The following is a 26,019-nucleotide window of genomic DNA, read 5'->3' as shown; positions in this document are numbered from 1 at the left end:
AAGTACGCCACCACCGAACGCACTGTCTGACGGCTGCAACCTCGCGATCGAAGGGTACCAAATCGGGATCACAGAGAACGGTCGAGAGGCGACGCCGACAATCCAGTCAATTGTAAAGTACGGCCAATCAGGCACGACTGAGAATCGAAAAACAGCAATAGTGAAGGATGGCCCGTACTGATGCGAATGGTAGTTTTAGGCCTCGGGTACCTAGGCGCGACACATGCTGTGTGCATGGCGGAACTCGGGCACGAAGTCCTTGGTATTGAAGTAGTGCCCGAAAAGCGTGCCCAACTGAGTGCTGGTCAAGTTCCATTTTACGAACCCGACTTACCGGAACTGTTGAACCGTCACATTAACTCTGGCGCAATGCGGGTGTCGGATTCATACGCCGAAGCAGCGGACTTCGCCGATGTATTCTTCATTGCGGTAGGGACTCCGCAAAAAAAAGGTGAGTACAGCGCGGACTTGGCGTATGTAGATGCAGCAATCGAAGAATTGATACCCCTCTTAACCAGGAATTCACTCATCCTCGGCAAATCCACGGTACCCGTCGGAACCGCCCAGCGTTTGTCCGATCGAGCAGACGAACTCGCGAAGGATGTCGAAGTTGAGATCGCATGGAACCCCGAGTTTCTCCGTGAAGGTTTCGCAGTAGCAGACACGCTCCATCCGGATCGGGTGGTAGTCGGCGCTTTTCCGGGCGGTCGCGCGGAGGTGGTCTGTCGAGAAATCTACGCGCCGATTGTGCAGGCGCAGACACCCTTCATAGTTACAGACCCGCCGACAGCCGAATTGGTCAAGACTTCAGCGAACGCATTCTTGGCCACTAAAATATCGTTCATAAACGCAATTGCTGAGGTTTGTGATGCGGCGGGGGCGGATGTTAAAGCTATCGCAGACGCGATCGGCCACGATGCCCGTATCGGCAGGAAGTTCTTGAATGCAGGACTCGGTTTCGGAGGCGGCTGCCTCCCTAAAGATATTCGCGCCTTTATGGCAAGGGCCGGCGAACTAGGAGCCGCCGAGGCGCTGAGCTTCCTCCGCGAGGTAGACAATGTGAACATGCGGCGGCGTACTCGCATGGTTGAGCTTGCCCGGCAGGTGTGTGGTGGATCGTTGTTGGGTAAGCGCATTGCAATTCTCGGGGCAGCCTTCAAGCCGGAATCTGACGACGTTCGTGATTCGCCAGCGCTCAACGTCGCCGGTCAAATTCAGCTTCAGGGCGCATCAGTAACGGTGTACGACCCCAAGGCAATGGACAACTCGAGAAAACTGTTTCCGACCCTTGATTATGCCGCCTCCGCAGTAGACGCGTGCGACACGGCTGACGTCGTGCTGGTACTGACGGAGTGGCAAGAGTTCGCTGACTTAGACCCACATCTACTCAGCGAAACTGTTAGAAATAGAAGAGTCGTAGATGGACGGATGTGTCTCAACGCCGAGGTTTGGGAGGCGGCGGGTTGGCAATACTACGCCTAGTGTGAGCTATGTCGGCACTCGATCCTGGCGTGATAAGCGATAACACTTAACGCCGCCAATTGAAGCGGCAGTACTTGCTCGTAAGTCGAGCGATCTCCGGCCAAGAATGAATCGAGGAACATTGAAAATACTTGTCACTGGCGCTGCAGGCTTCATTGGATCACGGATCGCCCGTGCACTTCTAGCGCAGGGCCACGAGGTCTCGGCGATCGATTCGTTTAACGGGTACTACGATGAGTCGATAAAGCGACGTAATGTCGAAGAACTAATTGGGAAAGGCCTGCGGCTGACCGATAAAAGCATCAACGAAGTATCTCTGCCTCCGTTACTAGATGGGGTCGAAGCAGTGTTCCATCAGGCAGGACAGCCTGGCGTACGTCCGTCATGGGGTGCAAGCTTCGAAGGCTACATTGACAACAACGTCGCAGCAACGCAGCTTCTACTTGAGGCTCTCAAGGGGTCTAGGACTCTCAAAAAGTTTATATATGCGTCCTCATCCAGCGTTTACGGGGACGCCGAGACCATGCCTACTCCCGAGAACGTTACACCCAATCCCCGCAGCCCATACGGAGTTACCAAGCTCGCCGCAGAACATCTATGCAATGTATATGCAAAGAACTTCGACATCCCATCAATCTCTCTAAGGTACTTTACAGTGTACGGGCCCGGGCAGCGGCCCGACATGGCCTTTACCCGTTTTTGTAAGGCGGCTGTAAACGGCAATACTATCTCCGTATACGGAAATGGTGAGCAGACCCGTGATTTCACTTACGTTGATGACGTTGTCAAGGCAAATCTACGTGCGTTGGTTGCCGACTATACTCCTGGCGATGTTGTAAATATTGCGGGCGGAACACACGCGTCGGTTAATGATGTGCTCGATATCCTTCGGAGTCTTACGTCCCGAGATCTCTCTGTGGACTACAGCGACGTAGCCCTCGGGGACGTCCGCTGCACATCAGGAGATACTCGGCGCGCGCAGGCAGTTCTCGGATGGAAACCCGCGGTGGACCTAAAAGAGGGCCTTGCGCAACAACTGAGCTGGGCGGATGAAGTCTTCTCATAGATTAACGTCTTCGGTATAGGAAAAACAGTGACAGTAACTATCGCCATTCCGTTTTCCGGAACCGCAAATGGCTTAATAGAGTCCGTCCGATCGGTATATTCGCAAACTGCTGACGACTGGCTACTAACGTTAGTTTCGGACGGTGCAACGGATGCCGTGGTCGATCACCTCCGCGCAATCGAAGATGAACGAGTAACGGTAGTGCATGACGGCCGGCAGCTCGGACTTGCGGCCCGTTTGAACGAGATTTCGGCCGCCTGCAAGACCCGCATACTCTTCCGCATGGACTCTGACGACATCATGCACCCCAGGCGAGTCGAGATTCAGAGTAATCGTCTACTCTCCGGCGATCTCGATATTTTAGGTACACGGGCTTGGGTAATCGACGACGGTGGGCTCGTGCGTGGTAAGTACAGCGAACCCGGAGCACCCAAGTCGCCTCAAGAGTATTTCCGTAGTAATGTGGTCTCCCACCCAACAGTAGCGGGGAGAGCCACCTGGTTCCGTGACAACCCATATGACGAGTCCATGCTCAGGTGCCAGGACATGGAACTATGGGCCCGCACCTGCAAGACTGTTAGGCTCGAAAAGCTTGACGAACCTTTGCTGTTCTACCGTATTAGCCCGGTTCTGAGCCGAGAGAAGCAAGCATTGAGTTCTAGATTCCATCGGCGTGTCCTGCGGACCCACGCGCCTCAAATTATAGGCAACAATGCTACACGCATGCGGGTCTGCAAATCGCAATGCAAACAGTTTGTGTTTAGTGGTGTTTCGATTTGTGGACTATCGGCAGCGATGTACAAGCGAAAGTTTGAAGCCATCTCAGAGATTGAACTAGACCGCGTTCAGCAAGTATGTGACCGCGCTCGGCGTGCGGGCGTCCCGGGGTGGCCAGATGTTCCAAACTGATGGTGAGGGTATTGTCATCGCCGTCACCGTCACCTACGGTGATCGAGCGGGGCTCTGCAATGAGACTGTTCGAGCCGCGCTCGACGCGCGAGCTGCAAGGGTCGTGGTTGTGCTCAACGGCTCGAGTCCAACCGCCTCCGCTGCGATACACGAGCGATGGTCCCGCAATCCAGCAGTGGACATAGTCCTGAGCGAAACAAATCTCGGATCGGCCGGTGGCTACGCTATGGGTATAGAGGCCGCGGGCTATTTAGCGACCGACGCCGATCGGCTTTGGCTGTTGGATGACGATAATCTACCCCGACCTGATTGCCTTCAGTTGTTACTGGAGGCGGCGACAGCAATAGAGCAGCGTACAGGTCAGGTCTGCGTTGTCTTTGCTAATCGAACAGCGAATCCTCTGCATTCCCGTTTGTCGCGAGGGATGGCCGTTGACGACGCCTATCCAGCTCCAGGATCGTACATCTACTTTGATGTCCTGAGTCGTCTGGAGGCGTGTATTCAGAGAGGTCTCGGGCATCTCCCCACCCCTGAAGCGTTCACGGAGTCGCCCAGCATGCGACAGATTCCATACGGGCCCTACGGCGGCATGCTCATTAACGCAAGACTCGCCACGGAGTACGGCACACCATCGCTTGCCCACTTTGTCTATGAGGACGACACGGAGTACACGTTCAGATTCAACAGGAATGGTGTGCCTCTAGTGTGGGTCGAGTCGGCGAAGGTCGATGAACGAGACGCGAAGTGGACTCAGCAAGCGAGCGGTGCAGGCCTAGTGGGGATGCTAACATCGGATCAATCAGATCGGCTTTACCTTTCTGTACGAAATCGAGTATTTTTCGACATCGCCCGGTGTACCGCACTGAGTGACTACGTAAGGCTAATTGTCAACGGTGCGCTGTACACTTTCGCTGTCCTTCTACTGTCTCTCCGGCACGGTCATTGGCGCTCCGCGGTAACATATGCGCGTGCGGTTCTAGCGGTGGCAACAATGCCGCGACATACGGTGATTACTCGAATGTTTTCGCGCAGAAGTCAATGAGCAAAGTGAACGTAGTAACTTCACGGCTTCGAAAGCTGCCTTCGGCAGCGGTGTGGATGCTTGTAGCGTATATCTGCTCGTTTGGATTCCAGGGTATCTATTTTCTTGTGTTGGCGCGTGTGCTACAGGCGTCCGAGTACGGGACTTTCGCCGGCGCATTGGCCCTGGTCACGGTGTGCATGAGTTTTACCGGTGTCGGAGCTGGGAGCGTCATGGTCATGCGCGTCGCCCGCGATTCCTCAAGATTTAAGCATCAGTATGGGACGGCCATAGTCTACATTTTGGTGTCTTCCGTCCCGCTCGGCGCAATTGCCGTGGGCGCTGGATACGCTTCGTCGACCTACTTCGGGCAGGTAGTCCTGATTCTCGCGTGCTCCGAACTAATATTTACAAGTCTATTAGACCTGGGCTATCAGGTTAATCAATCCCAGGACAAATTGCGTCGAACGGCGATTTTTATGATAGCGACTGCCGGCACGCGGCTGGCAGCTATTCTATACTTCGCCGAATACTTTCCTGAGGCACAGACTGCCGCGAGCTGGGCTTTGGTATACGCTCTAGTAAGCGTGGTCATGGGTATTTCAATCACCGGATACTGTGTTTACCGTTACGGTTTGCCAAAACTTAGTCCGACGGCCCTGGCTTCGACGTGGCGCGTAGGAATCTGGTTCGCAATAGGAATCAGTTCTCGCACGACATATGTCGATGCAGATAAGTACTTTCTTACGCGGTACAGCCCAGGTCAGGACTCCACTGGTGCGTATGCTATCGCAAGTCGGTTGACAAGCTTCGCGACTGTGCCGGTGCAAGCGGTCGTCTACTCGATGAACACTGCGCTGTTTCGTGCTGGGCAGGGAGGATACGCAGCGTCGTGGCGGGTTGTTCGCCGTATTTCAGCCATCGTAATAGCGTACGGAGTTTTTGCTGCCGTTGTCGTTGCGCTCATTGCTCCCTTTATTCCCGAGGTTCTTGGGGACTCGTTCGAGGACGCTGGCGCCGCCGTGACTCTTCTCTGTGCTGTTCCACTCTTTCAAGGAATCAACTATCTGTTTGGTGATGCGCTCATGGGTGTTGGCCAGCAACGCACAAGAGCACTTCTCCAGGGCGTTAGCGCGGCTGCTGCGATCGGTCTCAACATGGTGCTTGTGCCAGGACTGGGATGGGTGGGCGCGGCCGTCTCAACAATCGCTGCAACGGTTCTACTATCGATAACTATTATCCTCTGTTTCGTCCTTGGTCTTAGACGCGAGAGAATGCAAGCGCGAGCGCGGACGGTGCAGTCGGGTAATTGCCGAGAGTCGTCACAACCTACGTCGAAACAGGACACCTAAACAACTATGGCCAGGACTTGGACGGTTACGCATGACTTCGCTTTCGTGTATGGCGGGGCGGAACTGGTTACACAGCAGATCTGCGAGATGCTTGGCGATCCGGCTTTGCTTTGTATTGCGGGCGATCGTAGAGTGATGAGCAGCATGGCGCGAAATGCGCGAGTCCTGGCACCTGGATTCATAACCGCGAGCAGTTATCGGTACTTTGTCGCGACATATCAGATGGCCCTGGCTCGAATGAGGCCAATCGAAGGAAATGTGATTGCGTCGTCGTACGCGTTTGCGCATCACATTCCAAACACAGGCTCGAAGGTGGTGTACTGCCACAGTCCCTTACGGCAGGTTTGGAGTGCATCTAACGAGATGAGGTCTGCTGGCGACTGGAAGCAGCGTCTGGCAGTCGATCTGTTTGCGCGGCCAATGCGTGCTCGAGATAAAGCTGTCGCCTCGCGTGCCGATCTATATATTGCCACGAGTAGGGCAGTCAGAGATCGGATTTCACGGTACTACGGAATCGACAGAGTGGAGATTGTTGCGCCGCCACTCGATCTCCCGCCTGCAGGTTTGAATATTGAAGATGGTTCCGTGCGTAGCGGGATTCTCTGGGTAGGCCGTGTAATTGAGCCCTACAAGAAGCTTGGGCTACTAGTGTCGGCCATGCAAGAGCTGCCGGACGAAAAACTGACAGTAATTGGCGACGGCCGTGATCTGGAGTCGATTCGTGGAGACGCACCCGCCAACGTGGAGTTCAAGGGATGGGTAAGCCGTGACGCTCTAGCCGATCTCTATGCGTCGCATAGGCTGCTGGTCTTCCCAAGCGAGGACGATTTCGGAATCACGGTAGTCGAAGCGCAATCCCAGGGCACACCCGTTGTGGCGTTTCGCGGGGGCGGAGCGTTAGATACCGTTGAAGAGGGCTTTTCAGGGACGTTCTTCGATGAGCACAACACACTGTCGGTGATAGAAGGAATCCGCCGAGCGCTTGACATGGATTGGGACTATGCTGCCATCAGGGACGCGGCAAGAGATAGATACAGCGCAGGCGGCTTTCGTGATCGATTAGCTGAGATTGTTGCGCAAGTCGATGGTTGAGCTGCTCGGCTGGCTTCGTTAAGGGAGATGTTGTGATCAAGAGTTTGGCGCGCGTGACGCAGGACCTCTCAGCCAACTTGGCTGTTACTGAGGCGGACTATCCCAACGCGAAGAAGACGAAGGCGGTCTTGCGCACGTGTCTGACAGCCCGGTATGTTTCCGTCTTGCTGTTCCGCGTGGCGCAAGTTGTCGGAACCCGAAGCAGTATGGCTGCCGGCCTGATCAAACAGTTTAATCAATTCTTGACTGGAGCCGATCTGGCCTGGCAGGCTTCCGTCGGGCCCGGTTTGGTCCTCCCCCATCCTGTAGGGGTTGTGCTGGGACCCTACTGCGTAGTGGGGGATAGGTGCCTGTTTCAACAAGGCGTCACGCTCGGTGGGAACGGCAACCCAGGTGAGGGCTCTGTCAGTTCTCCGACAATAGGCGACCGGGTTGTAGTTGGTGCGGGCGCAAGGGTGCTAGGGAATCTGACTCTTGGCACCCAGTGCCGCGTCGGTGCTAATGCTGTGGTCACGAAGAGTATGCCTTCCGGGGCTCTTGTGGTCGGCGTGCCAGCGGTGGCAAAAGAAGGGGATCCTTCGTCGGATCACATTGAAATGTCTGGAGACGTCCTCTCGTGAGCGTGGGAACCTTAACCGGATGGATTGCATCCGGCGGCTGCGCGGTCGGTGCGTTGCTGATGTGGCGGATCGGGAGGGATCGGTATCTGCCGCTAGTCGTGTTCTTAGCCGTGTGGTGTCTCGCTCTCGCTCTGTTTCTCCTTGCTGGGGAGAGCGTGTTCCCGCTCGAGAGTAGAACGGTCCTTCTGATTGGCATTGGAGTATCGGGGGTGCTGCTGGGATTTGGTGTTCAGCAATTGGCTCGGTTAGGCGCCAGGAATGAATCTGTTATTTTCGATAGCGATCGCATAAGAACATGGCATAGCTTGTTGTGCATTGCGCTAACGTTCTTTGTTGTACTCCAGCTCTACAAAGTATGGCCGCTTCTGGCTGAGGTAGGCGGTCTGAGGGGGGTTCTGACCGGCGGCGAAGGTTTGAGCTTCCGGCGGGCTTACTTGATGGAGCGATTGGACGAAGTTCAAGGCTCACTGAGCGGTGGCGGATTGGTGCTAGCAGTAATAGGTTATGCTTTGTTCCTAGGTCTTGCGTCGGTATTTACAGGATCCTACTTGACTCTTAATGGTTCTGTATTTCGAGGACTATTCCCACTTGCGGTCATTGCTGTGTACGCAGTGTTTATGCTTGAACGCGCCGCATTTCTGTATGCGGCAGTTCTGTACTTAGCCTCGCTGTTCTATTTTTCGCGTATCGACACTGCACGTAGGCCGCCTCTGGCGAGTTCAGCGCGCTCTTGGGGTAGTCTGTTAGCGCTTGGCGTAATCGCACTAGTCGCTATTCTGCAGCCGATACTTTCGCGGCGCTCAGGTGCGGGGCACGGCGATGTTCAGGCTGGGCCGTTCGCGTACATTTATTCTGGTATCTCCGGCCTGAATGGTCTCGTGCGGCTTGATCCGTCGCTTGCTGGAGCTTTTACAGGGGCTTTCAGCCCGTTTCCTCCTAAGGTGCTCGGCGATCCATCGGTTCTGGGTGGCGGATACGGTGCGTGGACTTTTCAAGGCCTGTTCGGAATCGCATCGCGGTTTGGTCTAGTCTCAGATTCGCCCCCCGCAAGTCTGAACTTCGTATCTACGGGCCCAGATCTGGTTGGATCGACGTCAAATGTGTACACGTTTGTGATCTATCCGATCTACGATTATGGGTTTAGCGGGCTCATAATCGGCGGTATCGCGCTAGGTGTGTTCGTGGGTGCGTCTCATCGTATGGTGCTGGCGCGCCTTTCAGTGTTTTTTCTACCACTTGCGGCACTTGGTATCGCTACCCTTGCAATGTCTTTTTTTAGTATGACGCTCGTGCGCGATTTTCGTTACGCGGTCATGTGCGTCTTTGCCGGGCTGCTCTTGCGCGCGTTAAGCCGTTATGTCGATAGACCTGGCCCACGTTCCGCTGTTCAAGAGGTTGCGCGGATGTCTGAGGTTCGTACAAAGGGAAGTGATTCTTGATGGCAATTGACGGCAACTTAAGTACAGACAGTTCGGTCGCGCTCGCCGAGAAATTGGCGACTCGCAACGGCGTGCGGGAATGGGTGTCGCGGCTCAGCCGAAGCTGGTGGATCATTGTGCTGTGTGGCCTTCTTGGGGGCCTTGTCTTAATCGTCTACAGTCTTCTGTCGACCCCAGTGTATAGTTCCGCTGCGACTTTGTACGTAACATCCGGCTCTGACGCCAATGCGCAGAGTGCGTATCAAGGGTCTTTGGCGTCTCAGCAGCGGGTTGTCTCCTATGCGGAGCTAGCTACCTCTGAATCGGTGGTCACAAAGGCGCTGAGCGATGGCGGACTTGATATATCGGTCGATGAGGCGCGCGCTGCGATAGAAGCGTCAAGTCGGCCTGAAACGGTTCTGCTATCTGTAAGCGCAAAGGATCCCGATCCGAATACTGCGGCGTCGATCGCAAACGCTGTCGCGGCATCTCTTAGCGCCTATGTCGCCACTCTCGAGGAGCCGAGCGGTGGCGGTGAGGCGCTCGCAAAGCTGACGATCGTAAGTCGTGCAGTCCCGTCGGCTTCACCGGTTGAACCTCAAACTCTGCGTAATACATTTGGCGGAGTTCTCGCCGGCCTGTTTCTAGGCGTTGCGTTGGTTCTACTTCGTGGCCGTTTGGACAACCGGGTTCATAGTGCAGATGAGATCACGGAACTGTCTGATTGTGTGGTGTTGGCTGAGGTGCCAGATAATAGTGATGTGACAAACTTGTCTGCTTCAACTGTGGCAGGTGGAGCGTCCCCGTCGTCTGAGTCCTATCGAAGACTTCGGACCAATTTGTCGTTTATGAACGTAGATCACCCCGCCCGGAGGATTGTTGTCACCAGTGCGAACGAATCCGAGGGAAAGACCACCACCTCCGTCAATCTCGGGCTTGTTCTGGCCGAGGCGGGAAAGCGCGTCCTCCTGGTTGATGCTGACTTAAGGCGACCTCGTGTGGCGCAGATCCTCGGCCTCAACCCTGCAGTGGGGTTGACTGATGTTTTACGGGAGGCGGCGGATATTGAACTTGTCGTGCAGAGTACCGATATCGAGCGCCTAGACTTGCTCGCGAGCGGTGGTCTGCCGCCTAACCCTTCGGAGCTTCTGGGTTCGCAGAAAGCGGCCCGTGTGTTTGAGGATCTTTCGAGTCAATACGATTGCGTTATTGTGGATACGCCACCGGTCATGCCCCTATCGGACGCCGCAGTGACTTCGCAGTGGTGTGACGGAATTATCGTTGTCGTACGTGCTGGGAGGACAACAAAACCCGATTTCGTGTCGACAATCGAGTCGCTCCGTAGGTCTTCAGCTGATGTCCTTGGAGTCGTCCTCAATGGCTCGATTGAGGCAAACGGACGTTATGGTCACTACTACTATGGGCCCGGAACGTCGGACGTATAGAGCATTTGAACTGCGACCGCTATTCGAATCTGATCGCGGCGACAAGTTTGTGGTGAGCGCAGTTCAGATTGCGGAGGCTGATCTTACGATCTGATTAACTTAGTCGGTGCGCCGGGGTGGGTTGCAGTGTTCGCGACTGCGGTCTGGTGGTTGCTCTGGGGTATGAGTGACGATATTGGCGGGTGAGGTGGGCCCCATATGCCGGATACATAGCGATAAGGGAAGATGTAGTCATGCCAAGGACTAGGAGCCGTAGTACCAACACACCACCGAAGTTTGCAATTGTCGCAATTGCTTGCCTTTCCGTCGCTCTTGTTGCCGCAATAGTTTACGGCGCGGCGCGGTCTACCCCAGTCGTTTCGAACGATGCAGGTCGGCCCGCGACAGCAACGTCCAACGATTGGACAGTGCCCAACGAACCGCTTCCCGGTTCGGATGTCGGGCTGCCGCCATTGCCACTCGTTGCGCCGGGCGAGGAGGTCGTATTCTTCGGAGACTCATGGGTGGGTGGTCACGGGGTGCCGTCCGGTGCGGGGTTCGCGCAGATAGTTGGGATCCATTTGCGAGCAAGAACGACTATCGATTCCGCCAGCAACACCGGGTACGTTAGCGCCGGTGCGTCTGGGGCGGGCACGTATCAACAGAGGTTGAGGGCTCAGCGTGTCAACCCGCAAGCGAAGCTCGTCGTGTTGCAGGGCAGCCTGAGCGACATCGACGGGTCTGATCTGGGGCACGCGGCAGTCGGGACGATACGGCTCGCTAAGCAGCAATTCCCCAACGCGAGGCTTGTAGTGCTAGGCCCGATCGTGAACCGCGCTCAGATCTATGACCGATCGGGTGCGATGAACTCGCAGATCGCATGGGCGGCTCGGAAAGAGGGCGCCTACGTCATCAACCCGTATGCCCGTAGGTGGATCACCGATCGTACGGTCGATAACTACATCGACCCAACTACCCGCCAGCCTACCGTCGCAGGGCACCGTTATCTCGGAATCAAGATGATTGAAGCATTGTCCGATTTCTTCGATAACGGTCAGCCCCCGAAGGGCTCTTAACACAACAAAGCGCCGGGACGATTGATAGCCAGGTCATCGTCGTCAAACCGCAAGACCTACACGCTTGCTCGACGGGACGACGAATTCTGAGTTGAAGTTTCCGATTCCATCGTGTCCCACCAGGTTCTGGCGACCGCGTTGCCGCCGGAGAGGCCAAACCCCGCCGCACTGCCCACCGCGACACCGACGACGCAACCAAGTGGGCCGAAGGCGCACCCGACGAGTCCGATGACCGGTAGTGCCGTCGCTGCGGCGTCGACGCTGGCGTGGGCGTAGTCGCGGGGAGTTTCCGCTGTGGCGAAGTCATGGATGACGAGACCGGCACCGACAACCGTGCCGACTGGTCCGAGGGCTCGGAGTCCAACCCTTGTGGAAGCGGCAATGCCGCCTCGGAGTTCACGGGTGAGATTCCACAGTCGGTCGGTGACCTCGGTGCGTGCGAAGTACTGCTCCCGGATCAACGGGTTGCTGTCGGCCACCTGACGCAGGGTCGGGGCGACGAACGCGGCGAGACGGCGCTGTTGCGCCGCGTCCTGAACCTCGCGGAACGCGTTGATCTGCTTGATCAAACCGATGGCCGACTCGGTTCCCAGCAGCACCCCGAGCAGGTCGATACCGTCGTCTGCCCAATCCTGGAGCATTCTCACCTGCTGGTAGGTCAGGCCGGTCTGGTCGGCGATGCTCCTCAACTCGGCGAAATCGGCTGCGTAGGAGCCTGTGATTCCGTGCTCGATCAGCACGGCGATGAGATCGACGTAGGCGTCGTCGTCTCGATACCGCATTGCACGGACGATGTCGGTTGCGGCATCGGTCCCCGGTGTGACCATCAGGATGTCTCCCCGGCTGTCCAGCACCCAGGGCAATGAGCTGGTGTCGACGACCAGAACCTGTGCGGTCGTCGTGCTCGTCCCGCCTAGCACATCCTCGATGGTGACCGTGATGGTGTCGTAGTACACGTAGTCGTACCGAACATTCCCATTCTGGTCAGTGGTCACATAGCGCCCGTCCACAGAGGGCTTGGGCGTGTAGATGACAAACCCATCCCGGAGTAACGCGGTACCGCCGTTGGACGTCGACACCGAGGACACGGTGACCGCGTCGCCGTCGTCGTCGTGGAGTTCGAGCTCGAGCACGTACTCTGGCCCATTCGTGATGGTGCCCACCTGCTCGCCGTACTGATCCAGGATCGGGGAGTCGCCGGTGGGGTGGGCGCTACCGTACGGGTTCTGGTTGTAGAGCGGGACCTGCACGGTGATGGTCTCGGAGACCGTGCCGCCGTGGCCGTCGCTGAACGTGAGGGTGAACTGGTCGTCGTAGGCGCCCTCATGTGCGCGCTCGAGGTCGGGGACGTAGTTCACGATGTACTGCCCTGGAACGGCTGTCGATACTCCGGTCACCGGGTCCGGTTCGCTGAAAACCTGTTGCGCCGTGACAGTCCCGAAGGTCGGCCGGCCGTAGCCGCTGACCCCGATCGGATCTCCGTCGGAATCGCTGATCACGACGAACCACGCGCCGTTGCCGATGGCGTCCTGCCCGCCGGTGACCGATTCGATGAGCGGCTCCTCGTTGACGTTCTCGAAACTGTAGAAGACGAAACCTGGTGCCAGCGCGGTACCGCCGCGGCCGTCCGAGATTTCGATGAGGAACTGGTCGTTGACGGACCCTTCGTGCAGATCATCCGGGTTTGTCGGCGTGTAGGTGAAGGTGCCGTCGCCGTTGTCGACCAGGGTGCCCCGGGACGGTGGCGTGTGGATGCTGAATGTCAGTGTGTCGCCGTCGATGTCGAAACCGTTGACTGTATAGACGCGTTCGCGTTGGTCGGCGGGCTTCGGCTGCGCGACCACTTCGCCGGTCGGAGCGTGATTCTCCGGTAGGGGAGTGTCCCGTAACGGTATTGCCGGGTAGCCGTCATATGGTGCAGTCCCGGCGATGGTCCCGTCGATCGGAGATGTGCCGACTCCGCCGAGCAGCACGGGTTTGCCGTCGGCGCTGCGCTCCGCTTGGACCGAAACGATCGCATGACCGCCCGGGACTGTGCCGTACACCTTGGACTCGCCCGGTGCCAGGACGTCGAATCCGAGCAGCTGTCCACCCGGCGTGCTCTGCGTGACTGCGATCGCACCGGTGCCGTCATTGTGGATACGGATATGGTCGTCGTCGACCACAGAATAGTTGACACCTGCGGTCTCGGGGTTGCCGTACGAGGGCTCGAGGTTGCTTCCGCCCGGGGCCAGATAGTCGCCGGGATCGAGGAATCGGTCGCCGGGGTCGATGCCCTCGACATCAACGGGAGTGGTTCCGTGCAGTGGAAGCCACCGGCTCTGTTCGGGATGGCCTTCGGCTGCAGGCGCGACCACTACCTGGCCACCTGCGGTGATGACCTGCGCGATGACCACAGCCTGGCCCTCCCGGCGTTCCGATTGCACCCAGTAAGCGTTGAACGCAGATGAGTCCTCTTGCGTTTCTGGGATCGTGTATGCCTGGCCTGGCCGGATGACCGTCAGCCCCTGATCCGACCACATACCGTGGTACGGGCTGATGACCGCGATGTCGACGTCGCTGTCGTTGTGGATGGTGACCGAGCCATCCTCGCCAACGCTATAGCTCGTTCCAGGGGGAGGCGTGGCGTCGACATTGTCGGCCCACCCAGCTGCCCAGTCGGCGTCTGACGGGTCTAGGAAGCGGTTGTCGGGATCATCCTCCGCGGCGGCCACGCTGGTGACGAACACCGCGCTCGAGGCGGCATCGGACTCCGCGACGGTGGGCTGTGAAAGGTCGGTCGGCGCCTGCAGCGTGACAAGGGCGCGGTCGAAGAACCGCTTCAGCGTTGACGTGCTCAGATCCACCGTGCCTGCTTCGTCGTCCCAAGCGTGCTTGCCCAGCGAGCCCTCGGTGATGACTCGAGCCGGCAGGAAACCTCTTTCACCTGGGCCCAGCAGCGCCGCATAGTCCTGCCCGCTGCCACGCCCGCGGCGGCTCAGGACGCCCAGCATCATGGCGCTCTGGTTGAAGAGGATCAGACCCTCGGTGCCCGTTCCGTGAATGAGTTGATAAAAGACCGACCCGTCGCCGTCGACTTCGATGAGCGGTTCAGCGGCTGAGATGACCTGGTCAGACGCTGCGGTTACTTCGCCCGCGTCGAGCGTTACCTGGAACGCGGGTGGGGTGGTGTGGTCGACAAGGGGGTCAGGTAGTGGTTCGTGCGTGTCGACCGGTTCATCGGAGCTCTCGTCCGCCGGGTCCTCTTCAAGGCTGTTTTCGGCGGAGTCCTCCGAGGAAGAAGCGGGAGGCAGGAAGTTCGAGAGCGGGGGTGGCGCAACCGGTTCGGCTGCTTCAGACGGTTCGCTGGCAGCCGACACCGCGGGCGTAGGCTCCGGCGCCACGGGCGGGTTACTGGCGGCCGCGGGTTCGATCTCGCTGCCGCCTGGGGCGCCGCCGGCGTCATCGGTGTCTTCGCTGTCAGTAGTAGAACCGTCATCGAGGCTCGTCTCAGCGAGAGCGTCGGTACCGCCGTCCTCTTCGCCCGCCGTTTCAGTGGAGACTTCGCCGGTCGTCGATGAGTCCGACGTCGTGCTCGTCGCGTCATCGGCTGTTGCGACCGCGACTGGGCCGGCGACGAACAGGGCGGCGGCGATGCCCGACGACGCGACGACGCGACGTGGCAGGGTGAACCTCTTGATCGATGATGCGGACATGCAGTGGCTCTCCCCAGTTGTGATCCGACGCGGACGAATCGGACACACTGAATCTAATTGGCGCACAACAGTCATGCCAGCCAACGGTTGTCACCCGTTCAGGGGAACTTCGGCGTGGGGCGCGCTTGGGACACGAAACACGCGCTTTCATTATCGGTGCCACCGCCGAGCCGACACCCGGCTACCCGCGCCAGCGGTTGGTCTGGCCCAGCGCGTCCCAGTGTTTGTTGAGATCACCCGCGTTGGCCTGGCGGTCTTGGAACACGTCATACTCGACACCCTGGGTGTTCATCACGTGCCAGATGAGGTTCGCTATCGCATCGTATTTGTCTGGTTCACAAGTCATTTCGATCTTCAGACGCCGCTTTGTCATGCCGCACAGGATACCTGCGTTTGGCGGCTCGGTCTGAGAGTTGGTCGTCAGCGCCATGCACCGCGGCGTGCGTCGCCCTGAACTGGTCTCGGCGACGAACTCACGCGAATGGTTCGTACGAGGCGCGGAAGTGTGCATCGGGTACCGGCCAGCGTTCTCCGTCGGCGCCTTCGACGATCCAGTCGCCGGCGATTGCGACGACCGGTCCTTCGAGGGTCTCGACGACCTCGCCCGGCGCAGCCCGTCGGGCCCGGAAGACACCTACCCGACGGTATCGGTCGGCGCCAACGTGTTCGTGGGTCTGATCGAAGACCGCGGCTGCGACTGACCGGGCCTTGCCGCTGGAATCGGTCACCTCCCAGTCGCCTGGCCGGGCTGTCATGGTCTCTCCCGAGCCTGTCGTCCACGTCCACGCATCCTCGCGGCGTCGGGCGGTGACCTCGCCGCGCCGCTGGTAGCGTCCCCATTCGTCGGTGCCTCCGTGCTCGAATCCGCCCGGCTCCTGCAGGGTCGTGAGGCTGACGCGGTCACGCGGAACGGAACGGAAGCCCAGCACGCGCAGCACTCTCAGCAGGTCGGTCAGGTTCTGTTCGGCCGAATGCAGAAGTTCGTTGACTCCGAAACTGTTCGTTCCGCCGCGGCTCACCTCCGACCAGGGAATCATTCGACGATTCGTCATGGTTTCGTCGTCGATCGTCTTGCGTTCGATCGCCTCCGAGCGCGACTCGCCGACGGGTGGGTCCGCATACGACCAGCCGGCGTCCTCGAGGTGGTCGTACCAGTCCTTGTGTTCGTGCTCGACCATGGCGAGGAATCGCGCTTCGTCGAAGCCGAGGGCGGCGGCCTGCTCGCGGGGAGCCCGACTGACGAGGTCGGTGGGGATCGCGGACACCGCGTTCGATTCCAGCGAGTTCCAGGTGGAGTTGCCCATGTCCTGGTCTTCTACCATCCACAGTGCGTTGAGGACGGCACGTCGATTGGAGTCCCGGTAGAACTGCTTGAGTTCGGCCCACGGCATGGTGCTCGGGGTACGGGGGCTACCGATGCTGTACACCTCGTGCAGTAGTCGGGCGGCACGTTCCCAGGTGTCCTGAGGGGTGTCCCCGTGCACGGTCAGGGTGACCGGAATCGATGTCAGATTGCCGATAAGGTGGCCTTTCGCATCGGACCCGGCGCCGGTGGCGGAGACGATCGGGAGATCGGGAAACCTTGTGGCCAAGCGTGTTCCGCCTGATTGTGGTGTGTTCTCGGTGAGAATCAGTGCGGGCGTTCCAGACGCGGCGTCGACGATGTCGGTTATGGCATCGACGCTCGCGTCACGGTCGATGGCATCGATGTCGACAGTCGCATGCCCTGACGCGATGCGCGCCTGTCGAATGTCGTGGTCGCGCACCAGACCGGTCGCATCAGGTGCGATCACGCAGAGTTCAGGGATGATAATGCGGTCACCGTGACTGTTGGATGCCGGAGGGATCTCGTCGGGGGTGTGCTCACGGTGTCGGCGTTCGGCGGCCAGGCGCGTCTTCAGTTCATCGTGTTCGATGGCGTCGGTGCCGTCCCACTGGTCCCGACGCTGCGCTGCGAGCTGTTCGATGCGGCGTTCCATGGCCGCGATGTCGGCTTCCCACCGGGCTAGGTCGGCCGGTCGTCGGTTCTGCTGAGTGCAGCGGACTCGTTCCTTCTCTTCGAACTCCCTTGCGAGTTGCGCAAATTCCGAACACAGCGCTGAGGTGAGCAACGATGAACCGCAGATGTAGACGGTATCGGGGATGGGGGAGCGGTCCAGCAAGTCGGCAGCGATCGCGGCAGCCGTGAGTTCGTACTTGCCGATGGCGTCGGGAGCCCAGCGGTGTCGGGCGCCGCCGAGGTAGCGGCGTCGCCAGATCTCGGCTTGCCACGGGTCGTCGATTCGAACGGTCACCGGAATGCGGACGCGCGGTCGGTCGCCGGCTGGTGAACCGCGTCGGTGCGTGGCGTCGTGACGTTCGCGGGCGGCGTCGATCTCGCGGAGACGGTCGAAGTTCACCTCCGGGTCCTCGGCCAGCAGGTAGAGCCGCCGTAGGTGTCTCCAGATCCGAAGGGAGCCGAGGTCTCTGGTCTCGTGGAGATTGATTTCCAGGACGCGGGCGCCGAGTGCGCGGGCGGTGCGGACGCAGTCGCGGTTGGCGTCGCGGGTAATGACGACCAGAGTGTTGCCCGGGGTGCGGATTTCTGCCACCGCCGCGACAATGGACAGGCAGTCGTCGTCGAGGCCGACGACCGCGGTGATGCGACGGGCGAAGCGAATCCGAGCGCGATCGATTTGTGAACGGAACAGTCGGAATCCGGTGGCGATGGCGGCGGTCAGAAGTGTTGCGATGGCGACGAATCGAGCGACGTCGAGGGCGACGGGCATCTGACCACACCACGCGTGGGTTGGGTCGGTCGGCGGGACCACGGGATTCTCGAAACTGCCGACGAACAGCGACAAGGACGACGCCAAGGGCCCTATGCCTGGCATCGATGCGCCGTGACAACGCCAGTACGACGAGACGGCGAGGAGCGCAGCTGCGATCGCCGTGGATGCCAGGACGATCGTGGAGAAGCCGATCGGCCAGCTGCGTCGGGCCAGCCAGTGAAAGCCGATCGCCGCGCCGAACAGAACCACGATGGTCAGCACGGTCACCCATGAACCGGGTGCGCCGAACCATCCGAGCCACCCGATCCCCGACGGCCGAACCCCTGGGGCCAGAGCGAGTACGCAGAGGTAGACGACGGCCGAGACGACCGCCAGACCGCTCGCCACAGCTACCCCCGTGAACGTCCGCGCGTACGGGTGGTTGCCGGCTCCGCTGGTCACCTCACGGCCTCGAGACGATGTCGTGCGCTGGCAACCTCGTGAAGTCATGGGTCATGAATAACATTGATGCGCGACCTATCCCTGGTACAGACCCAATTGTCGGGCGCGGGCGGTCAATTCGGCGGCGCGCCGCCTTTGATGGCCGAGGTCGGCGGCGTCAGGGTCGAGGTCGAGCCGGACCGCCGCACCATCGACGGTGACCGCGAGGAGATGGGTGTTCGTGGAGTCGAACGACAATCCTCGGATTCCGCCGGTGGTCGGCCGGTGGATGCCGATCGGTTCCATCGTGTCGGCGGTGAACACACGAACATGCCCGTCCGCGAATCCGAAGGCTACGTACCGGTTGTCGCCACTGAGCGTGACGCCACCCGCGCGGTCGATGGTCTGCCACGGGAAGTAGAAGCGATTCCATTCAGGCTTGTCGGGGTCGGTGAAGTTGCCGCGTGCGCCGCAACCGAGGTTCGCGGTGGCATCTCCGCCGTGGTACAGGAGGCGCCCGTCGTCGGTCACAGTCAGGGCTTCGATGTCCTGGGCGCAGCCCGTCCCACCTTCGGAGATCACCTTCATCGACGCGGGGTCGACGTGCAGTGTCAGGCCGATGTTGGTGCCCACGAAAATTCGGGAGCCGGTGCCGGCGACGCTCGTGGCGCGCGTTCCGGAGGGGAGAGATGTCACTCGAAAGTCCCCGGACGCCACGGACAGAACACCCAGTCCGGCGTTGCCGCACGCGACATACGCGGTGTCCGAGGTGGCCCAGGCGATGTCGAGCGGAACACAGTCAGGCAGCGGGATCGTGCTTGTCGGGCCGGCATTCAGTGGCACCAACAGAGCGCTGGTTTCGGAGGTGGCGGTGTCGACCGCGGTCACCAGTGCGGTGGTGCCGTCGGCAGACACTGCCACACTGCGCGCGAAGGTATCGTCGCCGACCGGCAGCCTGTGAGTGGACGCCACGGATGCATCGGTGACGTCGACGGTGACGAGGGATCCCGAATTCGACAATGCCAGTGCTTGGTCGCTGTCAGCGATCTGTTCGGCATCGCTGAAGGCGCCGCCGTCGACCTCGATTGGTGTGCCGAAAGGCGATGGCCAGTGGATGATCTGGCGGGTATTGGTGAGACCGGAGATTCCGCCGCCGTCGACGGTGAGGGCGGAGAGCGCGCCGCTACCACCGCGGAGCCGTTGCGGCGCGTTGCCGAATTCCACATCGTAGGCCACGACGTCCGGCCCGTCGGCGACCAGCAGCCAGTCACCGGCCGGCGACCAAGCCATGGCCGGCGCAACGGCATCGAGTCTGATGGTGCGGTACCTGACTCCGTCGCGAATGACGGACACGGTGCGGCGCGCGTCTTCGAGCTGCGCGACCGGACCCCGCGGTGAGGCGATACGCGACGCCCGAGAGGCGTCGAAGCCACGTGCTTGGGTGGGTGGGGAACCAGCGGTGACGGCGTCGGGGAGGGGGGTGCTGAATGCGCGACTGAACTGGGCTCGTATCGCGGTACCCGTCGAGTTCGATTGCGACAGAACGTCGAGATTCAAGTACGGATTGGTATCCCACGCCGCTTCGAACTGTTGAGAGCCGGAGAAGGATTGGATCGCGTCGTCGATGTTCTGCTGTGCCCCGCCGAGGCCGTTGAAGATGGTGATGCCGCCGAGGATCAGCAACACGGCGGCGAGGGAGCCGGCGCGGCGCCAGGTGGTGCGCCGACGCTGTCGGCGTTCGGATGCGGTCAGATAGGCCGCGACCTCGGTGGGGATGGCCGTGGTCTGCTGGGCTCGGGTGTACCCGCGATACTTTGTGAGTGATCGTCCCGATGCCAGCGATCGTGGTGGCCGTCCGTGATTGTTCCAGTGGTCGGCACGTTCGAACAGCTCACTGCGGGTGCGTTCTTCGTGAGGCAGTTGCCGGACGACGCCGGTCACCTCCGCGGCCGAGTGATCTGGGTGGGCGGTAGGAGACACCATGATCTGGGGTGCCGAGATATCCTGGGCGAACCGGGCCTCGATCTGGCAGTTCTCGGAGGAACGCCAGCCGGGGGTGTCGACCACCACGACGACGGCGGCACCCCAGATGCCGGACTTAATCTCCGCCATCCATGGGACGGTGACCGGGATGCTGCGTTGATCGATCCACACCTTGTGCCCCTGAGCACGGAGACGATCGGCGAGTGCGGTCGCGGGGCCGGAACCGTCCGACCGGCTGTAGGAGATGAAGACATGCCCGCTCATGAGGTGGCCTCGATCGGATCAGCGCAGGGTTTCAGTGCGAAGGTCGACCGGGTGCGGTCGGTGAAGATGTCTCGGGTCTCGGCCGGATAGCATACCCACTGCCGGTCCCGAATCCGTTGGAACAGAACGTCGGTGGAGATCCCGCAGCCTGCGCATGACGGGCCCCTCCACCATGTGCCGTTGCGTGCTTCCGTCCACAGTTCGTTCGTACCTTGCCAGGCGATCGAGGTGATGGGGCTGTTGTGTGGTCGCCATCGGCCGGCGAGGGCGATGGAACCGTCGGCGGGAAGGTCGATCTCGGTGACGACACCCGCGCTCGTCCCGATCGCAGCCGTTGTTCCGTCGGGTGTGAGTGCCACCGCGGTGGGTGTGCCCTCGCCGAAGATGGAGCCAGGTATCCACGGCAACGATTGTCCGGATGGTGCCACCACCGAGGTGCTGCTGGGGCGCAGGTCTACCGTCGTCGATCCGTTGACTACGTGAACGACGCCGTCGTCGGCGAGCCTGACCGACGCCGAACCTGCCGCAGCCGACCGTGAGGATTGCACGTTCAGTGCCGGAGGCCTGGGCGCGCTGGTGACCTCGGTGAGGTCGGCCAGCACGCCGACACCGACGGCCGAGCAGATGACGCTGTTCCCGTCGGTGCTCGGCGAGAAGTCGTCAACGGTGCTCACCGACCCGCACACTCGCGAGGTGGCACCGTCGACCGTATCCACCACCTGCGGCCCGCTGGCGGGGGCGGAAAGCAGGACGCGACCGCGGTTGTCGAGGACAAGAGTGCTCACCGAGCGTGGAGCGGCGAGCCCGGTCGGGGTGAATCGGCCGCCGACCGGTGCCATCCACAGCTGTCCGTCGTCGCCCACTGCAACCAGTTGCTTTCCTGATGGCGAGATCGCGGCGTCGTAGATCTTCCCGGTGGGGAGTGCGGACCGATGCGCGACCGCGCCAGACGCCGCATTGATCGCGACAAGGTCGCCGTTCTCCTCCGCGAGTGCCCAGACCGTGTCGCCGGGGCCACCCTGGAGGTCGTAGACGGCGTCGTAGGAGCCGAGCGTGCGCGTAACCGGTTGCCGCGCACCGCTGGGCACGGAGAGACGCGTGAGTGTCTCGGACCCGTAATAAGCCATCATTGTACCCGAGTCCGAGATCTGCAGGTGCGCAACGTTGGAGGCGGGTGCATTCACCGTGGCCCCGGAGGACACCTCGGTGAGACGGAGCGTGTTGTCGGCGGCGAACGTGGCTGCTATACGCCCGTCGGGTGTGGCGTCGACGAGGTAGAGCGAGGAGTCGGTCAGCCGTCGCCGGTCGGTCATCGCACCGGTCGTGAGGTCCCATCGGGCGAGCGTTCCTTCTCCGTCGGCGCTGATCGCGACGGTCGGATCGTCACCGACGACGAATCCGTTTATCGCGGCGTTGCGGGTGTATCCCAGGACGCCGAGATCCCACGGATGCGACATGGCCTGCATCAACACTCCGTACGTGGAGTCGGGCACGGCGCGGCCGTTGGCCGACTGCTGGTCGATGAGTCCGCCGAGCTTGAGTGCTTGCAGGTCAGCGCGGTCGGCGCTGTCGTCGACGCTGAGCAGAGTGCCGGCCAGAGTGTTCGCGGACTTCAGATTTTCGACGGTGCGCCAGCCGGTGACCGCGATCGCGATCACGCCCAGCAGCGCACCTGCGCGAAAGATCCAGCGCGCGTTACGCTTCCACCATTCGCGGCGAGAGGTGCGCTCGGATGCGGCGAGGTACTCGGTCAGCTGCGCGCTGGCCCCGGCCGGTGTCCCGTCGGCGGTGGCACGGGTGATGGCCTTGCGGTCGGCGATGAGGTAGTGCGGGTCTCGGTCTGCCGCAACCCACGCCGCGGCCTGCGCCTCGAGCCCCTGGGCGTCGCGGTAACGACCGAGATCGAACTGCAGGGCAGTGAGCAGGGAGGAGTTGCGTGTACCGATGTCGGCGGTGTCCCACAGAATCCAGTTGAGTTCACCGAGGAACGCCGGGACATCGCCGGCGCCCACCGGTGCGACTCGTACCGGCACGAGTCGGGTTCCGTCCCAACTGCGTAGGGTTTCCAGCAGCTCACGATCGGTGATCAGGCCGGGCGAAATGGCGACGATCGCGGCATTCGGTGCCGCGACCCCCGCGAGTGAGGTGGTCGGGATGGCGTAGACGCCGCGTTCCTGCAGGATTGTGGCGATGGTCCGGAGTGCGGTGATGTCGGCGCCGGAGCCGATTACGAGCGTGCGTTCGCCGACCTCGTCCATGCAGCCAGTTCCTCTCGGTACGCCACCCTTGTCGGTCGTCGGTGGCCGTGGTGTGGTGAAGCCGACGAGCGATAGCCCACCCAAATTACCCGGTGGCTCGACCCGGTGCATTCGCCCGAAGGGATGAATCCGGTGGGTGACTACGAGATTCGTCCCGAAGGAACTACGAGTAGGTGGAGCCGTTCCACCGCAGGGTTGTGGTCGTGATCGTCCCGTCGGCACAACTCGGTTCGCAGTTGTTCGCCGACGACTTGATCACGTAGCGGCCGTCGCCTCCGGGGCCCTCGAGTTCGGCGGAGTAGTAGGCATGGGTCGTGGTTTCGTACCCGAGGTCGTCGTGCTGCCACCCGATCTCCTCGTAACCGGATGCATTCGGCACCAGGGTGATCACCCCGTTGTAGCGTCCCGGATTGTAGGTGAGGAACGCGTTGCCGGTCGCGTCCGTGATCGGATCGGCGAAGCGGAGTTCGTCGTCGTAGATGGCGACGGTCTGCTGCAATAGCTTCTTGCCCGTGCGGTCGACCACGGCCACACAGCCGCGGCCACCGAGTCCTTGGCCGTCGCGGCTCAATCCGATGGTGACCGAGCCGATTTCAGGGTGCTTCATTGTCCGCTTCTCATCGATGGTCCCGCAGAGATTCTTCAACCCGGCGTCGGCGCCGATCCTGATGAACAGGCCTATCTCGTATGCACCCGACCCCAGGGCCAGTGTTGACAGTGTGTCGCCGATGACGACGGTGTACTGCGCAACCGTCAGCAGGGGGAGCAGCCGCGTCCGGAGGGAGGCGATCTTCTTGGTGATCTGATGTCTGCTCTGCAGTTCGTTCCATGCGGCATCGGGGATGTGACCGCTGATCTCTCCGACGATGTCGGGTGCGTGTTCGATCGCGCAGGTGGCGACCTGCGAGAGACCGGCTACGAGCGCGGCGGCGTCGGCTGCCGTCACCGCTGCTGTGGCGCTGTCAGCGGCGCACACGCCCATCACACCCATTTCGAGTGCGGTGAGTGCGGTGGGGTCATCGACGAGTTTCACCATCTCCTGCCAGATCAACCCGTATGCGACTGAGGCGGTCGAAATCCTTGTGGTGATCTTGGTGGCGAGCCGGCCACTGAACGACGCCTCGGTGAAGCCGATGTCGACCCCGGATCCAGGGGGTAGAACCCACGTGCGTGATCGTTCGGACGCCGGGATCCCGAGGCTGTCGGTACCTTTCGCGAGAAGGTTGGGCATCATGGCGGCGAGACTGCCGGAGAACGCCTCCTGGTGGGCCCACGCGGGTGTCACCGGAGCGGTGACGATCATCGCGACTCCGCGGTTGTTGCGAATCTTGACCACCGCGGTGTCGCTGTTGCCGGGATCGCTTCCGACGCAGACCAGCATGGGAGAGTCTTTGCCCTCGAGGAAGACAGGCGCTTCGAGCCATTCGGGCCTGGGTTGGCTCTCGCACGTGGGGCTGTGTGTCCGTAGTCCGGCTGCCTGGGTGAGGAAATGGTTGGCGTCGGTGAAGTAGACGCCGAAATTCGTGAGGTGAGAGATCTCGGCTGTGGCGGATCGCCTGTCTGCCGACAACACACTGACTGTTGCCGAGGCGGATGTCGGGTCATCCGGCGACGACCCGCTCGGTATACCGAGGAACACGACTTCGGTGTCGGCGGGGACCGGGTCGTCGAATCTGTAGGTGAACGTGAGGGGAGCGGCAGGTTGGCCCGAGGAGAGTGTCAGATCCGCGCGACTGATTTCGTGATCGTCGCCGGACGCGGCCGTCGCGGCCACGGTCATGGTTGCGTCTGGCGGAGCCGCTGTGCCTGGGACGGTGACGGTCCATGCCTCGGACACGGAGACTTCCGCGCCGTCGCCGATCGGGACGGTCGTGTCAATGACAGAGGGTCCCTGGGGAAGTGGGACGCCGGATGTCTCGTCGCCTGGCGTGCAGGCAACAGCAGTCAGGGCGAGCACCGCGCACAGCAGGAATGCAAGGAAACGTGCTGGAGCTGAGTTCATCTGGCTGTGCCTCCGACCGGCCGGTAGGGAGAACCCGCGTGTTCGCATGGGGTTACAGGGACCACGCGGGCGCGGTTGTTTACCAGTACTTTTTCTGCCATCCGGATCGGTCTCTGTTCAGGGCGTCGTGCTGCATTCTGAGGACCTGATCCTGACGGCGTTGCCGGCGACTCTGCTCTAGTTGCTGCTGCCGCTGGGCGAGGTCCTTCTTCTTTCGCTGTTTCTTGGACTTCCGGCTCGCGAGCCAGTCTTCGGCGGCCTGCTGGCGGGCTGCGCGGCGTTGCGCCTGCTCCGCACGCTGCTCCTCGCGGGCCCGCATGAATGCTTGGCGCTGTTCGAGTCTGAAAGCCTGCGGCGTCCCTGCCTTTTGCTCGAGTACGCGCGTCATCGTGATCGTTTGCCACTGCTGGTATTGATGGAGGTGAACGCTGGCGCCGATCCTGGGGACGCCTGCCGCCAACCATGCAATCACATCTTCGAGACCGTCTGCGGCGAGCCTCATTGGTGGGTGGTGACCAGCCAGCGAGTTGTCGACGGTGAGCCGCCCGGGCCGGCTCTGGTGGACGAGGATTGCTGCACTGACTTTCGCTGGTGCCACGATGGCCGCGAACTTCGCAACGGCATCGCCGAAATCGCTTCGGATGAGACGAGGGTTGTCGGCTGGCCCGGCGAGGATGGCGTCGCCATACCAACGGTAGTCATCGGGCGTCCACAGTTTCGAGTCGATCAGGAACACCCGGTCGCCGCAGACGAGGGCGTGGTCGATGTCGGCGTGGTCGGTGCCTGGATATCGGAGACCATGGACGATCTGGACCCCATCGGTTGCATGCAGCCTTGCCAGCTCAGAGATGAACAGCTCGTGGGATTTGCGTTCACCGACGAACCCTTTGAGTAACGCCTGATCGTCCATCCGGGACTGTAGCGCTGAGTTCGATACCAATCCCTCGCCGGGGTTTCCGTACACGCGTTGAGCAAGAATCTGCAAGTCGATAGGTGCCTGACCAGGCTGCCCGGTGGGAGTCGACATGGACGTACCGTATCGGACGCGTCCTGTCCCGCGCAGCCTTCGAACGGACGAGTCACGACTCCTCCGTGAGCCACTAGACTCCTCCTGACCATAGTCAGGCACTCACCTCCAGGGGGAAGTAGATGGGCGGTCCACCGCG

The 26,019-nt window shown here is 60.8% G+C and carries 18 protein-coding genes; 11 read left to right on the top strand and 7 right to left on the bottom strand.

Translation table 11 applies throughout. The features are described 5' to 3' along the window. The 11 genes from AMD30_RS25465 to AMD30_RS15585 form a co-directional block, all read left to right on the top strand. Positions 1–181 (top strand): hypothetical protein (locus tag AMD30_RS25465; RefSeq protein ID WP_231632734.1); only part of this gene is annotated, 181 nt, incomplete at its 5' end. Continuing rightward, positions 181–1,482, top strand: coding sequence for a UDP-glucose dehydrogenase family protein (locus AMD30_RS15600; RefSeq protein WP_055476245.1), 1,302 nt, complete (start codon positions 181–183; stop codon positions 1,480–1,482). The genes AMD30_RS25465 and AMD30_RS15600, both read left to right, overlap by 1 nt. Positions 1,483–1,603: 121 nt before the next feature. Further along, complete coding sequence (locus tag AMD30_RS15595; RefSeq protein WP_156354290.1) at positions 1,604–2,548, top strand: NAD-dependent epimerase/dehydratase family protein; 945 nt, start codon at positions 1,604–1,606, stop codon at positions 2,546–2,548. Between the two features lie 27 nt (positions 2,549–2,575). Further along, positions 2,576–3,457, top strand: a complete 882-nt coding sequence (locus AMD30_RS25810) for a glycosyltransferase (protein WP_197282793.1) — start codon at positions 2,576–2,578, stop codon at positions 3,455–3,457. Beyond that, positions 3,444–4,499, top strand: a complete 1,056-nt coding sequence (locus AMD30_RS25805; RefSeq protein WP_156354288.1) for a glycosyltransferase — start codon at positions 3,444–3,446, stop codon at positions 4,497–4,499. The genes AMD30_RS25810 and AMD30_RS25805 overlap by 14 nt, the downstream gene beginning before the upstream one ends. Then, positions 4,496–5,830 carry a lipopolysaccharide biosynthesis protein gene (locus AMD30_RS24630; RefSeq protein ID WP_084817282.1) on the top strand — a complete coding sequence of 445 codons (1,335 nt, stop codon included), beginning with the start codon at positions 4,496–4,498 and terminating at the stop codon, positions 5,828–5,830. The genes AMD30_RS25805 and AMD30_RS24630 overlap by 4 nt, the downstream gene beginning before the upstream one ends. Before the next feature lie 6 nt (positions 5,831–5,836). Then, on the top strand, positions 5,837–6,922 hold the full coding sequence (locus tag AMD30_RS25750) for a glycosyltransferase (RefSeq protein WP_084817281.1): 1,086 nt from the start codon (positions 5,837–5,839) through the stop codon (positions 6,920–6,922). Positions 6,923–7,128: 206 nt separating this feature from the next. Then, positions 7,129–7,542 (top strand): serine O-acetyltransferase, encoded by a 414-nt coding sequence (locus AMD30_RS25800; protein WP_442902714.1) that lies wholly within the window; start codon positions 7,129–7,131, stop codon positions 7,540–7,542. Beyond that, positions 7,539–8,981 carry an O-antigen polymerase gene (locus tag AMD30_RS24615; protein WP_084817279.1) on the top strand — a complete coding sequence of 481 codons (1,443 nt, stop codon included), beginning with the start codon at positions 7,539–7,541 and terminating at the stop codon, positions 8,979–8,981. The genes AMD30_RS25800 and AMD30_RS24615 overlap by 4 nt, the downstream gene beginning before the upstream one ends. Beyond that, on the top strand, positions 8,981–10,405 hold the full coding sequence (locus AMD30_RS15590) for a polysaccharide biosynthesis tyrosine autokinase (RefSeq protein WP_156354286.1): 1,425 nt from the start codon (positions 8,981–8,983) through the stop codon (positions 10,403–10,405). Before AMD30_RS24615 ends, AMD30_RS15590 begins: the two co-directional genes overlap by 1 nt. Before the next feature lie 407 nt (positions 10,406–10,812). Continuing rightward, complete coding sequence (locus tag AMD30_RS15585) at positions 10,813–11,460, top strand: SGNH/GDSL hydrolase family protein (protein WP_156354284.1); 648 nt, start codon at positions 10,813–10,815, stop codon at positions 11,458–11,460. A gap of 56 nt (positions 11,461–11,516) precedes the next feature. Here the strand turns inward: AMD30_RS15585 and AMD30_RS15580 are convergent, their stop codons facing one another. From AMD30_RS15580 to AMD30_RS15555, 7 genes are all read right to left on the bottom strand, one after another. After that, positions 11,517–15,155, bottom strand: a complete 3,639-nt coding sequence (locus AMD30_RS15580) for an Ig-like domain-containing protein (RefSeq protein ID WP_055476242.1) — start codon at positions 15,153–15,155, stop codon at positions 11,517–11,519. 181 nt (positions 15,156–15,336) lie between these two features. Continuing rightward, the gene (locus AMD30_RS25050; protein ID WP_156354282.1) at positions 15,337–15,585 is read right to left on the bottom strand and encodes a hypothetical protein; all 249 of its coding nucleotides are present in this window, start codon (positions 15,583–15,585) and stop codon (positions 15,337–15,339) included. Between the two features lie 43 nt (positions 15,586–15,628). Next, the gene (locus AMD30_RS15575; protein WP_055476241.1) at positions 15,629–18,367 is read right to left on the bottom strand and encodes a hypothetical protein; all 2,739 of its coding nucleotides are present in this window, start codon (positions 18,365–18,367) and stop codon (positions 15,629–15,631) included. A 75-nt stretch (positions 18,368–18,442) separates the two neighbouring features. Continuing rightward, positions 18,443–20,593, bottom strand: a complete 2,151-nt coding sequence (locus tag AMD30_RS15570; protein ID WP_055476240.1) for a toll/interleukin-1 receptor domain-containing protein — start codon at positions 20,591–20,593, stop codon at positions 18,443–18,445. After that, entirely contained in the window at positions 20,590–22,851 is a 2,262-nt protein-coding gene (locus tag AMD30_RS15565; RefSeq protein ID WP_055476239.1) for a WD40 repeat domain-containing protein, read from the bottom strand. Before AMD30_RS15565 ends, AMD30_RS15570 begins: the two co-directional genes overlap by 4 nt. A 163-nt stretch (positions 22,852–23,014) precedes the next feature. Further along, positions 23,015–24,631, bottom strand: a complete 1,617-nt coding sequence (locus AMD30_RS15560) for a hypothetical protein (RefSeq protein ID WP_055476238.1) — start codon at positions 24,629–24,631, stop codon at positions 23,015–23,017. Positions 24,632–24,932: 301 nt separating this feature from the next. Next, positions 24,933–25,880: a nuclease-related domain-containing protein gene (locus AMD30_RS15555; RefSeq protein WP_156354280.1), complete on the bottom strand. Its 948-nt coding sequence runs from the start codon at positions 25,878–25,880 to the stop codon at positions 24,933–24,935. Positions 25,881–26,019 lie beyond the last annotated feature (139 nt).

Source organism: Gordonia sp. HS-NH1 (assembly GCF_001418765.1).
Lineage (GTDB): Bacteria > Actinomycetota > Actinomycetes > Mycobacteriales > Mycobacteriaceae > Gordonia.
This window is presented reverse-complemented; position numbering and strand designations above follow the sequence as displayed.